This is a genomic window from Streptomyces sp. NPDC049954 (genome assembly GCF_040656295.1).
Taxonomy (GTDB): Bacteria; Actinomycetota; Actinomycetes; order Streptomycetales; family Streptomycetaceae; genus Streptomyces.
Genome location: NZ_JBFALS010000016.1, coordinates 1 through 12,563, shown reverse-complemented (window position 1 = coordinate 12,563; position 12,563 = coordinate 1). Strand labels below are relative to the sequence as shown.

9 protein-coding genes and 1 pseudogene are annotated in these 12,563 nt (G+C 73.4%); 4 read left to right on the top strand and 6 right to left on the bottom strand.

Features of this window, described 5'->3' with window-relative positions; all coding sequences use genetic code 11:
• The first annotated feature begins 144 nt into the window (after positions 1-144).
• Both glgB and AB0J21_RS28585 read left to right on the top strand, forming a co-directional pair.
• Positions 145-2,490: a 1,4-alpha-glucan branching enzyme gene (glgB, locus tag AB0J21_RS28590; RefSeq protein WP_363149031.1), complete on the top strand. Its 2,346-nt coding sequence runs from the start codon at positions 145-147 to the stop codon at positions 2,488-2,490.
• Between the two features lie 99 nt (positions 2,491-2,589).
• Positions 2,590-3,315 carry a 5-formyltetrahydrofolate cyclo-ligase gene (locus tag AB0J21_RS28585; protein WP_363149030.1) on the top strand — a complete coding sequence of 242 codons (726 nt, stop codon included), beginning with the start codon at positions 2,590-2,592 and terminating at the stop codon, positions 3,313-3,315.
• A gap of 157 nt (positions 3,316-3,472) precedes the next feature.
• Here the strand turns inward: AB0J21_RS28585 and AB0J21_RS28580 are convergent.
• From AB0J21_RS28580 to AB0J21_RS28555, 6 genes and pseudogenes are all read right to left on the bottom strand, one after another.
• Positions 3,473-3,682, bottom strand: a pseudogene (locus tag AB0J21_RS28580) (cyclase); the annotation flags it as partial.
• 282 nt (positions 3,683-3,964) lie between these two features.
• Entirely contained in the window at positions 3,965-6,214 is a 2,250-nt protein-coding gene (locus AB0J21_RS28575; protein ID WP_363149140.1) for an AAA family ATPase, read from the bottom strand.
• A gap of 209 nt (positions 6,215-6,423) precedes the next feature.
• A complete protein-coding gene (locus AB0J21_RS28570) occupies positions 6,424-6,771 on the bottom strand; it encodes a thioredoxin domain-containing protein (RefSeq protein ID WP_363149029.1) in 348 nt (115 codons plus the stop codon).
• Positions 6,768-7,202 (bottom strand): MerR family transcriptional regulator, encoded by a 435-nt coding sequence (locus AB0J21_RS28565; RefSeq protein WP_363149139.1) that lies wholly within the window; start codon positions 7,200-7,202, stop codon positions 6,768-6,770. The genes AB0J21_RS28570 and AB0J21_RS28565 overlap by 4 nt, the downstream gene beginning before the upstream one ends.
• An 83-nt stretch (positions 7,203-7,285) precedes the next feature.
• Positions 7,286-8,095, bottom strand: coding sequence for a carbon-nitrogen hydrolase family protein (locus AB0J21_RS28560; protein WP_363149028.1), 810 nt, complete (start codon positions 8,093-8,095; stop codon positions 7,286-7,288).
• Between the two features lie 270 nt (positions 8,096-8,365).
• Positions 8,366-9,787: a cation:dicarboxylase symporter family transporter gene (locus AB0J21_RS28555; protein ID WP_363149027.1), complete on the bottom strand. Its 1,422-nt coding sequence runs from the start codon at positions 9,785-9,787 to the stop codon at positions 8,366-8,368.
• Positions 9,788-10,079: 292 nt separating this feature from the next.
• On the opposite strand from AB0J21_RS28555, the gene AB0J21_RS28550 reads away from it, so the two are divergent.
• Complete coding sequence (locus AB0J21_RS28550; RefSeq protein WP_363149026.1) at positions 10,080-11,720, top strand: sensor histidine kinase; 1,641 nt, start codon at positions 10,080-10,082, stop codon at positions 11,718-11,720.
• 26 nt (positions 11,721-11,746) lie between these two features.
• Entirely contained in the window at positions 11,747-12,436 is a 690-nt protein-coding gene (locus tag AB0J21_RS28545) for a response regulator (RefSeq protein WP_363149025.1), read from the top strand.
• The last annotated feature ends 127 nt before the right edge of the window (positions 12,437-12,563 follow it).

The following is a 12,563-nucleotide window of genomic DNA, read 5'->3' as shown; positions in this document are numbered from 1 at the left end:
CCGAGCCGGGCGGCAGGGGCCGTTCCGTGCCAGGCTCGCCCCGAGGGCCGCCTCACCGCGCCCGCGTGTCCTCCCTGCGGCCCCCGGGTCGCGCGTCCCGTCGTCCGTCCGTTCGTCCGTCCCGTCTCCGAGGAGGTTTCTCCCGTGACCCCCCGCTCGTCGTCCTCCCGCAAGATTCCCAAGAAGGCCAAGCCGCAGAAGCCGCCGGCCGTTCTGCCCGCGCCCAAGGAGGAGCCCGGCGAAGCGGCGCTCGCCCTGACCCCGGACGCGCCGGCCGGGCCCGCCGCGGCCCCGTCCTCCGCGGCCGTCCCGGACGGGGACCGGCACCGGCTGCTCGCCGGGACCCACCACGACCCGCACGCGGTGCTCGGCGCGCATCCCGCGCCGGGCGGCTCGGGCTGTGTCGTACGGGCCCTGAAGCCGCACGCCTCCGCGGTGGTGGCCGTCGACGAGGACGGCACCCGCACCGAGCTGCACGCGGACGGCGAGGGGTTCTTCTCGGCGGTGCTGCCCGGCCCCACCCGCCACCGGCTGCTCGTGACCTACCCGGGCCGGGACGAGCCGCTGCTGTGCGAGGAGCCCTACCGCTTCCTGCCCGCGCTCGGCGACCTCGATCTGCACCTGATCGGCGAGGGCCGGCACGAGGAGCTGTGGCGGGCGCTGGGCGCGCGGATCATGACGGTCGACGGGGTGACGGGCACCCGGTTCACGGTGTGGGCGCCCAACGCGCGGGGCGTGCGGGTGATCGGCGGTTTCAACTACTGGGACGGCGTGGGTCATCCGATGCGCTCGCTCGGCGCGACCGGGGTGTGGGAGCTGTTCCTGCCCGGCGTCGGCGAGGGCGAGCTGTACAAGTACGAGATCACCCGGCCGGACGGTTCCCTCTCCCGCAAGGCCGACCCGATGGCCCGCAGGACCGAGGTGCCGCCCGCGACGGCCTCCGTGGTCGACGCCTCGCACTACGAGTGGCAGGACGCGGACTGGCTCGCGCACCGCGCGGACCGGCCCCTCCACGAGGCGCCCTTCTCGGTGTACGAGGTGCACCTGGCGTCCTGGCGGCCGGGCCTGACCTACCGGCAGCTCGCCGAGGAACTGCCCGCCTACGTCAAGGAGACGGGCTTCACGCACGTCGAGCTGATGCCGGTGGCCGAGCATCCCTTCGGCGGCTCCTGGGGCTACCAGGTCACCGGTTTCTACGCGCCGACCTCGCGCCTGGGCACCCCGGACGACTTCCGCTTCCTGGTCGACGCGCTGCACCGCGCGGGCATCGGGGTCCTCATGGACTGGGTCCCGGCGCACTTCCCGCGCGACGAGTGGGCGCTCGCGCAGTTCGACGGCCGCCCACTGTACGAGCACGGCGACCCGCAGCGCGCGGCGCACCCCGACTGGGGCACGCTGGTCTTCGACTTCGGCCGCACCGAGGTGCGCAACTTCCTTGTGGCGAACGCCACTTACTGGTGCGAGGAGTTCCACATCGACGGGCTGCGGGTGGACGCCGTCGCCTCGATGCTCTACCTCGACTACTCGCGCGAGTACGGCCAGTGGTCGCCGAACGTGTACGGCGGCCGGGAGGACCTGGACGCGGTGCGTTTCCTCCAGGAGATGAACGCGACGGTCTACCGCCGCAACCCGGGGGTCGTGACGATCGCCGAGGAGTCCACGGCCTGGGACGGCGTGACCCGGCCCACCGACCAGTCGGGCCCCGGCGGTTTCGGCGGGCTCGGCTTCGGGCTGAAGTGGAACATGGGCTGGATGCACGACTCGCTGGAGTACGTCGCCAAGGAGCCGGTGCACCGCAAGTACCACCACAACGAGATGACCTTCTCGATGGTGTACGCGTACAGCGAGAACTACGTGCTGCCCATCTCGCACGACGAGGTCGTGCACGGCAAGCAGTCGCTCGTGTCGAAGATCCCGGGCGACTGGTGGCAGCGGCGGGCCACCGTCCGCGCCTACCTCGGCTTCATGTGGGCCCATCCCGGCAAGCAACTCCTCTTCATGGGGCAGGAGTTCGCGCAGGGCTCGGAGTGGTCGGAGGCGAGCGGCCCGGACTGGTGGCTGCTGGACCCCGACTACCCGGCCCAGGCGGACCACCGGGGCGTCAAGGACCTGGTGAGCGAACTGAACGCGGTGTACCGGGGGGCGCCCGCGCTGTGGCAGCGCGACACCGACCCGGGCGGCTTCTCCTGGGTCGTGGGCGACGCCGCCGAGGACAACGTCCTGGCCTTCCTGCGCTACGACAAGGAGGGCGCCCCGCTGCTCGCGGTGAGCCACTTCTCCCCGGCCGTACGCGAGGACTACCGGCTCGGCGTCCCGGAGGAGTTCGGCGCCTGGCAGGAGGTCCTGAACACGGACGCCGAACGCTTCGGCGGCTCGGGGATCACCACCCCGCAGCCCGTGAAGACGGACCCCACGGCCGCCCACGGCCGCCCGGCCAGCCTGCGCCTGACCCTGCCGCCGCTCGCGACGGTGTGGCTGCGGCCGGTGTGAGACCGGTTTCGAGTTCGGTTTGAGGTGAGGGGGCGGGGCCGCCGATGGAGCGGGCCCGCCCTCCGCCGTCACGCCGCTGGGCGAACGGAGGAGACACCGGTGGCAGCCAGTTCCCTGGACCGGGCCAAGCAGGCGGTGCGCACGCAGGTCTGGGACGCCCTGACCGCCGCACACGCCGTCCACGACGCCTCCGTCCACGGCCGCATCCCCCACTTCAAGGGCGCCGAGGAAGCGGCGACACGTCTTGCGGCACTCCCGGCCTGGCGCCGCGCGAGCTTCGTCAAAGCCGTGCCGGACAAGGCCCAACTCCCCGTACGGGTAAGGGCTTTGGAGGAGGGCAAGACGGTCTACATGGCGGTACCGAAGCTGGCCGCTCAAAAACCCTTCTACCTCCTCGACCCGGCGGCTCTCACCGTCCCGCCCGCCGAGGCCGCAGTCGGCCGCACCGCCGCCGCGATCGCCCCCACTGTCGAGGTCGACGCCCTCCGGCCCCTGGACCTGATCGTCCTCGGCAGCGTCGCCGTCAACCGCGACGGTGCCCGTGTCGGCAAGGGCGCCGGCTACTCCGACATCGAGTTCGCCCTCCTCACCGAGGCCGGACTGGTGAGCCCGGAGACGATCGTCGTCACCACCGTCCACGCCCTCCAGGTGACCGACACGCCGGTCCCCACCGCCGGGCACGATGTGAGCGTCGACCTCATCGTGACGCCCGACGAGACACTTGTCTGCACCGGCTCCCACCGGCCGTCCGGGATCGACTGGGCCGTTCTCGCAGCGGAGAAGATCGCCGAGATCCCCGCGCTCGCGGCGCGGAGACCCGCATGACGTGAGCGGTCAGAGCGTCGTGGACAAATAGGCGTTGCGCGAAGTGATCAGCCGGGGCATGTACCAGCCGAGAACGGCGCGGTCGGCCACGCGGCCGAGGACGCCCAGGGGGGGAGGCGAACTCGATCGTGGCGGTCATGACGGTGCCGCCCTTGCCGTCCGGCTCGAAGGTGTGGGCGTGGCGCCAGCTCCTGAACGGGCCGGACACCTGCTCGTCCACGAAGTACCTCGGCGGTTCCCAGGAGGTGATGCGGGCGGTGAGCTGCCAGGCCAGGCCGGAGTGCCGGGCCCGGAAGGTGACGGACTGGCCCAGGGTCAGGGCGCCCCGGGTGGTGCCGCCGACGGCCTGTTCACCCGAGGAGGCCATCGACCGGGTGTGCGCCTCCACGTCGAGGCATGCGGCGAACACCCGCTCGGGCGGGCCGACAGGGGCGTGACGATCTCGAAGCGCCGCACGCGCTCTCCCGCGCGTCGACCGGTGGACGGGGCCTTGGCCGCGATCACCCGGGCCCGCCGCCGGGAGGTTCGCGTGTCTGTCCCCTCACCGATGGCCGGTCCGTCCGGAGCGGCCCGGTGTGTGTGCAGGGTAATAGGGGTGACGGACCGGCCCCGCACCGCCCGGCCCGTCAGCCCCCGCGCCTGTCCCCCCTTACGCCTTCAGCGCTATGGCCAGCGCGTCCGGGAGCGGTTCGGTGTGCAGCAGGCCGAGTCGCTGGGTCGCGCGGGTCAGCGCGACGTACAGGTCGCTGTCGGCGTACTGCTGCGGTTCCACGACCAGGACCTCGTCGAACTCCAGGCCCTTGGCCTGGCGGGGGTCGAGCAGGACGACGGGGCTCGTGAGGTCGGGCGAGGCCCCGGCGGACACCTCGGGCAGCCGGCTGACCAGGGTGTGGTGCAGTGCGCGCGGGGCGATGACCGCGAGGCGTCCCGCGCGCGGGACGGCCTCGGCGACCGCCTCGGCGACGGCGTCGGGGAGGGTGCCCTCCGTGCTTGCGCGCACCCACGGCCGTACGCCGGTGGAGCGCACCGAGCGCGGCGGCTCGAAGGCCGGGTTCATGGAGCGCGGGACGGCGGCGGCCAGGTCCATGATCTCGGTGGGCGTGCGGTAGTTGACGTCCAGCCGGTGGAAGGCGTAGCGGTCGCCGACGTAGGGGGCGAGGATCGCGTCCCAGGTGCCGAGGCCGGCCGGGTCGGCGGTCTGCGCGGGGTCGCCGACCAGGGTCATCGAGCGGCCCGGGCTGCGCCGCATGAGCAGCCGCCAGGTCATCGCGGACAGTTCCTGCGCCTCGTCGACGATGATGTGGCCGAAGGCCCAGGTGCGGTCCTCGGCGGCGCGTTCGGCGGCGCTGCGGTGGTCGTCCTCCTCCTGCCGTTCGGCGAGGCGTTCGGCGTCGATGAGGTCCTGGACGCCGAGGACCTCGGACTCCTCGTCCTCGAACTCGTAGGTCCTGGAGGCGTGCGCGACGTCCAGGACGCCCTGCGCGAAGGCGACGTCCTCGCGGCGGCGCCGTTCGGTCTCGGCGCGGCGCACGCTGTCGTCCTCGCCGAGGAGTTCGGCGGCCTCGTCCAGGAGCGGTACGTCGGCGGGGGTCCAGGGCGCGGGCGTGAAGGTGCTGCCGGACCAGGTGCCGGGCGCGCGGCGGATCGCGTCGGCGTCCGCGTCGGGCAGGTGGGTGGGCTCGGCGAGGTAGTCGGTCAGGAGGCGTTCGGGGCTCAGCCGGGGCCACAGCGTCTCGATGGCCTCCTGGACGGCGGGGCTCGCGGCGACCTCCTTGCCGAGTTCCGCGATGTCGGTGGGGTCGAGGAGGTTGGGCCCGCCGTAGGGGTCGGCGCCGATGCGGTCGGCGAGCTGGGCGGTGAGCGCGTCGATGATGCGGAAGGCGAAGTGCGGGCGGGCCAGGTTGTGCGGCAGCAGCGCGGCGCGGGCCCGGTCCCTGGCCTCGGCGGCGGTGGCCCGGTCCAGGGTGAGGGTGCCGTAGTCCTCGTGCGCGATCTCCAGGACGGGCTCGGGCAGTGCCTCCCGGTCGGCGAGGGCCCGGGCGAGCACCTCGGCCATGCGCGCGGCGCCCTTGACGGCGGCGGCGCGCGGGGTGTCGGTGCCGGTCGCGCGGACGCCGGGGTACAGCTCCGCGGGGGTCGCGAGCCAGACTCCGGTCTCGCCGAGGGAGGGCAGGACCTCCCCGATGTAGTTGAGGAAGGCGCCGTTGGGGCCGACGATCAGGACGGCGCTGCGGGAGAGCCGTTCGCGGTGCGTGTAGAGGAGATAGGCGGCGCGGTGCAGGGCGACGGCGGTCTTGCCGGTGCCGGGGCCGCCCTCGACGACCAGCACGCCCTGGTGCGGGGCGCGGATGATCTCGTCCTGCTCGGCCTGGATGGTGCGCACGATGTCGCCCATCCGGCCGGTGCGGGCGGCATTGAGCGCGCCGAGCAGCACGGCGTCCCCGCTGGGGTTCTCGAACTCCCCGGGGGCCGCGCCGTCGAGGTCGAGCGTCTCGTCGTGCAGGGCGGTGACGGTCCGGTCCTTGGTGGTGAGGTGCCGGCGCCTGCGCACGCCCATCGGGGTGTGCCCGGTGGCGAGGTAGAAGGGGCGGGCGACCGGGGCGCGCCAGTCGATGAGCAGCGGGGTGCGTTCCTGGTCCTCGGCGCGCAGTCCGATGCGCCCGATGTGGTGGCTCTCGCCGCCGCGCAGGTCGACGCGGCCGAAACAGAGTCCGTCCTCGACCCCGCCGAGTTCGGCGGCCGTCCTGCGGTACTCGAACGCGGCGACGTCGCGTTCCAGTTTGGCCTGGTGGCCCTGCCCGACCTGCCCGAGAGCGGATCGCGCGGAGCCCTCGGCGCGGGCGCGCAGGGCGTCGAGACGGGCGTGGAGGAGATCGACGTATTCCTGTTCGGCCCGCAGTTGTGCGGCTCCGCCGCCGTTTTCGGTCGCCTCGTGTGCCTCGGTTGACAATGCAGCTCCTCGCCGGATAAGGTGTAAAGAGAAGGTCGTTGTGTGGCGAATCGCTCGGCACACGGAACTGACCAATATACGCAGCCACATGCCCCGGCCGTCAAGCGGCCAGGGCATTTTTTGTGCGCTCTTCGCCTCGGTTCCGGCGGGCCCCGCGCTCAGTCCCGGCCGAGGATGCGGTCGAGTTCCTCGCGCAGTCTGCGGCCCGAGCGGGCGCCGACGACCTGGCCGACCGGCTCCCCGTCCTGGAAGACCACGAGGGTCGGCATCGACAGGACGCCGTACTCCAGGGTCGTGTCCGGGTTGGTGTCCACGTCGAGCTGGACCACCTTGAGCCACTGCCGCTCCGCCTCCGCGAGCGCGTGGAGCACCGGCGCCATCTGCCGGCACGGCGGGCACCAGGCCGCGGTGAACTCGACCAGGACCGGGCGCGGGGACAGCAGCACCTCCGCCCCGAAGTCCTCGTCGGTCACCTCGGGCACCTCGCTGCGCCGTGTCGCTGTCATGTGGGGGCCACCTCTCCTGCCAGTTCGCATCGTGGGCCGGGGGTTCCCGGTCCGGCGGTGTCCTCGGCGAGTGCGCGTACCGCCCGCTCGGCGCGCTCCAGCTGTCCGCCGACCGCCGCCCGTACGGCGACCAGTCGCTCGATCAGCTCGTCGAGTTCGCCGAGCTTGCGCCGGTAGACCCCGAGCGAGGCCGGGCACGAGTCCCCCTCGGGGTGCCCGGCACGCAGGCACTCCACGAAGGGCCGGGTCTCCTCCAGGCCGAACCCGAAGTCCTGGAGCGTCCGGATCTGCCGCACGAGCCGCAGGTCCTCCTCCCCGTAGGTCCGGTAGCCGTTGCCGTCCCGGCGCGCGGGCAGCAGTCCGCGCGCCTCGTAGTAGCGCAGGGTCCGGGTCGTCGTCCCGGCCCGCGCGGCCAGTTCACCGATACGCATCTCACCGCTGGGCATGACAGGAACGTAATCCTTGACGCCGGGGTCAAGGCCAGCGCGGGAGACCGATTCCCGGCAGGCGGCGCTCAGACGCCCGGCAGGCGGCGGTTGGCCAGCACCGGGATCGTCTTGCGCACCGCTTGGGTCTCCGCCGGGTCGACCTCGGCGAACAGCAGCTCGGGGGCGGCTCCGGCGGCGGCCCGCACCGTGCCGTCGGGGCCCGCGAGGAGGCTGTGCCCGATGCCGGTGGGCGCCTTGCCGGGGGCGGTGGCCCCACCGGCCGCGCCGTGCGCCGGGTCGGCCTGCCCGGCGGCGGCCACCCACAGCGTCGCGTCGAGGGCCCGGGCCCGTACCAGCAGCTCCCACTGCTCGCGCTTGCCGGGGCCCGCGCCCCACGAGGCGGGCAGGACGGTCAGGTCGGCGCCCGCGTCGGCGTGCGCGCGGAAGAGTTCGGGGAAGCGCACGTCGTAGCAGGTCGCGAGGCCCGTACGGACACCGTCGACCTCGATGGTGACGACCTCGGAGCCGGGGGCGACCGTACGCGACTCCTCGAAGCCGAAGGCGTCGTAGAGGTGGATCTTGTCGTAGGCCGCCTCGACACCCGGTCCGGTGGCCAGCAGCGTGTTGGTGACCCGGCCGTCGGGCGCCGGGGTGAACATGCCCGCGACGACGACGATCCCGTGGCGGGCCGCGAGCGCGCGGACCCCCTCGGCCCACGGGCCGTCCAACGGCTGGGCGAGGGGGCCGAGGGGGATGCCGAAGCAGGCCATCGACGCCTCGGGGAAGACGACCAGCCGGGCGCCCTCGTGGGCGGCGCGGCGGGTGTACTCCTCGATCAGTTCCAGGTTCCGCGCCGGGTCGGGTCCCGTGGTGAGCTGTGCGAGCGCGATCCTCATCGGTGCGCTGCCTCCTCGTCGTCGCTGTCCTGTCCTCGGCCGGCCCCTCGGCGTTTCGGCCCCTCGGTCTGTCGCGGAGCCGCTCCGCCGTCTCGCGGGTCCGTCCATCCTCTCGTGGGTCCCGGCCGTCGTCACCCTTGCGCCTGTCCCCGGCCGCTGCCCGGCATGCCCGTGCGGGAGCCGGTACGCACCGGGAAGCGGGCGGCGCCGGACAGATCGGATCTGTCCGGCGCCGCGCTTCCCTGGGGACGGGGTCGTGTGCCGCCCGGCTCAGCCCTTTCGCGTGTCCACGGACGGTGCGGGCGTCCGCTCGTGCTGCTCCGGTACCCCGGCCTCGGGTTCGGGCTCGTCCGCCGGGCCGTGGTCGTCCACGAGGGTCGTCTCGTCGAAGGGCCTGCGGCCGGCCAGGACCTCGTCGACCTGGGTCTTGTCGATCTCCTTGGTCCAGGTGCCGATGAGGACGGCGGCCACCGCGTTGCCGGCGAAGTTGGTCATGGCGCGGGCCTCGCTCATGAAGCGGTCGATGCCGACGATCAGGCCGACGCCGTCGACCAGTTCGGGCCGGTGCGACTGGAGGCCGCCCGCGAGGGTCGCGAGGCCGGCGCCGGTGACGCCCGCCGCGCCCTTCGAGGCGATGATCATGAAGACGAGCAGGGAGATCTGCTGGCCCACCGAGAGCGGCTGGTCCATCGCCTCGGCCACGAAGATCGAGGCCATGGTGAGGTAGATCGCGGTCCCGTCGAGGTTGAAGGAGTAGCCGGTCGGCACGGTGATGCCGACGACCGGACGGCTCACCCCGAGGTGCTCCATCTTCGCGATGAGCCGGGGCAGCGCCGACTCGGAGGAGGAGGTGGAGAGGATGAGCAGGAACTCGCGGCCCAGGTACTTCAGCAGCAGCAGGATGTTGACGCCCGCGACGAAGCGCAGCATCGCGCCGAGGACGACGAGGACGAACAGCAGACAGGTCGCGTAGAAGCCGATCATGATGACGGCGAGCGACTTGAGCGCGTCCACGCCGGTCTCGCCGACCACGGCGGCCATCGCGCCGAACGCGCCGACCGGGGCCGCCCACATGATCATCGACAGGACCCGGAAGACGAGCCGCTGGAGATGGCCGACGCCGCGCAGGACCGGCTCGCCGGAGCGGCCGAGGGCCTGGAGACCGAAGCCGACGAGCAGGGCGATCAGCAGGGTCTGGAGCACCTCGCCGCTCGTGAAGGCGGAGACCATGGTGGCCGGGATGATGCCGAGCGCGAAGTCGGTGAGCGATTCGGAGTCGCCCGCCGTCTGCGCCTCACCGGCGTGCCGCACCGCCTCGGTCAGGTGCAGGCCCTGGCCGGGCTCCAGGAAGTTGCCGACCAGGAGGCCGATGGCGAGCGCGACGGTGGACATCACGAGGAAGTAGACGAGGGCGAGTCCGCCGACCGCGCCGACCTTCGCGGCCTTGCGCACCGAACCGATGCCCAGCACGATCGTGCAGAAGATGATCGGCGAGATCATCATCTTGATGAGGTTCACGAACCCCGTGCCCAGCGGCTTCAGTTCGACGGCCACCCCGGGGGCGGCGAAGCCGAGGACGATCCCGAGGACGACGGCCCCGATCACGGCCAGGTACAGGTAGTGGGTCCGGTCCCGCCGGGCAGCGGGCGCCCGCGGTCCCTCGGGTGCCTGGGGTGCCTCGGTTGCTGACACGGGGTGCCTCCTTGAAGACGTCATCGGCTCTGTCGGCTCTGTCTCGGCTCTGTGGCTCACCCCGGCCGCCCGTCCACGCCCTGGCCGGTCGAGCCGGTGGTCCGGGCGGATTCGGCGGATCGGCTGAGGCGGTCCGGCCCGCCCGGATACGCTGCTGCGGTCGCGGCTCACGGTCTCCGCGCGCCTCCGGGCTGCCGCGATGATTCCGCAGCCGGTGAGCCCCGTCACCCTTGTGTTCATTGAGTTCATGACGGGGGTCGGCGCCCACCGCGGACACGGGCACACTGGGCGGATGCGTCTGTTCCGTCCCCGCAGCCTGGCCGGCCAGCTCTTCGCGATGCAGGTCGTCCTGGTGGCGGTCGTGGTGGCGGGCTGCGCGCTGTTCACCTACCTGAGCGACCGCTCGCAGGCGCGCCGCTCCGCCCAGCAGCAGGTGACCGCCGCGGCCCGGGCCGTCGCGGACTCCCCCTCGGTGCGCGAGGCGATCCGCACGCCCGCGCCCACCGTGCGGCTCCAGCCGTACGCGGAGAAGGTCAGGGTGGACGCGGACCTCACCTTCGTCACGATCATGTCGCCGGCCGGCATCCGCTGGTCCCACCCGACGCCCGGCCGGATCGGCGAGCGCTTCCTCGGGCACACGGGCCCCGCCCTGCGCGGGCAGACCTTCTCGGAGACGTACAGGGGGACGCTCGGCACCTCGGTGCGGGTCGTGACGCCGGTCAGGGACGGCGGGCGGATCGTGGGCCTGGTGAGCGCCGGGATCGACGTGGGGACGATCAGCGAGCGCGTGCGCGAGCAGCTGACGGCCCTGTGCGCGGTGGCCGCCGCCGCCCTGCTCCTCGGCGGCACGGGGACGTACGTCGTGAACGCGCGGCTGCGCCGTCATACGCACGGCATGAACGCGACCGAGCTGAGCCGCGTGCACGACTACCACGAGGCGGCGCTGCACGCGGTGCGCGAGGGGCTGCTGATGCTGGACGGGCGGCGGGCGGTCGCGCTGATCAACGACGGGGCGCGGGAGCTGCTGGGCCTGGGGCCCGGTCGGCACGTGGGGCGCCCGGTCGCCGAACTCGGCCTGCCGCGGGGGCTGACCGGGGCGCTGCTGGCCTCGGAGCCGCGGGTGGACGAGGTGCATCTCACGCGGGAGCGGGTGCTCGTCGTCAACACCTCGCCGGTGCGCGGCGGGGAACGCTCCGGGACCGTGATCACTCTGCGGGACCATACGGAACTGCGGTCACTGATGGGCGAGTTGGACGCGGAGCGGGGGTTCACCCGGGCGCTGCGCTCGCAGGCGCACGAGGCGGCGAACCGGCTGCACACGGTCGTGTCGCTCATCGAACTGGGCCGCGCCGAGGAGGCGGTGGAGTTCGCGACGGCCGAACTGGAGCTCGCGCAGACGCTGACCGACCGGGTGGTGGGCGCGGTCGGTGAACCGATGCTCGCCGCGCTGCTGCTCGGCAAGACGGCGTACGCCCACGAGCACGGCGTCGAACTCGTCGTGAGCGAGGACAGCCGCATCGACGACGGGCTGCTGCCGCGTTCGCTGCCGGGCCGTGACCTCGTGACGGTGCTCGGCAACCTCGTCGACAACGCGGTGGACGCGGCGCAGGGGGCGCCGGGCGCGCGGGTCACCGTCACGGCCCGGGCGGAAGGTATGGGGCAGTTGCTGCTGCGGGTCGCCGACAACGGCCCGGGGCTGTCGCCCGGTCACGCGCAGGACGTGTTCCGGCACGGCTGGAGCACCAAATCGGCGGAGCCAGGCGCGCACGGGCTGGGCCTCGCCCTCGTACGGCAGGCGGTGCGGCGCGCGGGCGGCAGCGTGACGGCGCGCACCGGCGAGGGGGGCGGCGCGGAGTTCACCGTGCGGCTGCCGCTGGACGCCGCCGGGGCGGACGCGGGCGGCCCGGCGGACGAAGGGGTGACGACGGGATGACGAACGGCCGGAGGGAGAGCGGGGCCGTGACCGCAGGGGCCGAGCCGATCCGGGTACTCGTCGTGGAGGACGAGGCGGTCGCGGCGGACGCGCACCGGTTGTACGTCGAGCGGGTGCCCGGTTTCCGGGTCACGGGCGTCGCGCACTCGGCCGCCGGGGCGCGCCGCGAACTGGAGCGCGCCGAGGTGGACCTGCTGCTGCTCGACCTGTACCTGCCGGACGGGCACGGTCTCGGTCTCGTGCGGGCGCTGCGCTCGGCCGGTCACCGCGCCGACGTGATCGCGGTGACCTCGGCGCGGGACCTGGGCGTCGTACGCGAGGGCGTGTCGCTCGGGGTGGTGCAGTACGTGCTGAAGCCCTTCACCTTCGCGACGCTGCGGGACCGGCTCGTGCGGTACGCGCAGTTCCGTACGGCGGCGGGCGAGGCGGCCGGGCAGGAGGACGTCGACCGGGCGCTCGCGGCGCTGCGCGCGCCGAGACCGGCGCAGTTGCCGAAGGGGCTGAGCGCGCCGACCCTGGACCGGGTGACGGGTGCGCTGCGGGCGGCGCCCGGGGAGCTGACGGCGGTGGCGCTCGCGGAGGCGGCGGGGCTGTCGCGGATCACCGCCCGGCGCTATCTGGAGCACCTGGTCGAGCAGGGGCTCGTGACGAAGGAGCCGCGGTACGGGCAGGTGGGCCGCCCGGAGCTGCACTACCGGTGGTCGGCGCGGGGGTGAGGGGCGGCCGGCGCGGGCCGCCCCTCCCGGGTCCGGCTAGTGCCGCAGCAGGCAATGTTCGCCCCGTCGCGACGCCCGGCACGTCCTCTCGCCGCACCGGCCGAAAACCCAAGTACGTCCAGTACTA

Coding starts and splice junctions, on each gene's coding strand:
- AB0J21_RS28570 (WP_363149029.1), bottom strand. CDS start 6,771: ATGACAGCGACACGGCGCAGCGAGGTGCCCGAGGTGACCGACGAGGAC.
- AB0J21_RS28550 (WP_363149026.1), top strand. CDS start 10,080: ATGCGTCTGTTCCGTCCCCGCAGCCTGGCCGGCCAGCTCTTCGCGATG.
- AB0J21_RS28565 (WP_363149139.1), bottom strand. CDS start 7,202: ATGCGTATCGGTGAACTGGCCGCGCGGGCCGGGACGACGACCCGGACC.
- AB0J21_RS28560 (WP_363149028.1), bottom strand. CDS start 8,095: ATGAGGATCGCGCTCGCACAGCTCACCACGGGACCCGACCCGGCGCGG.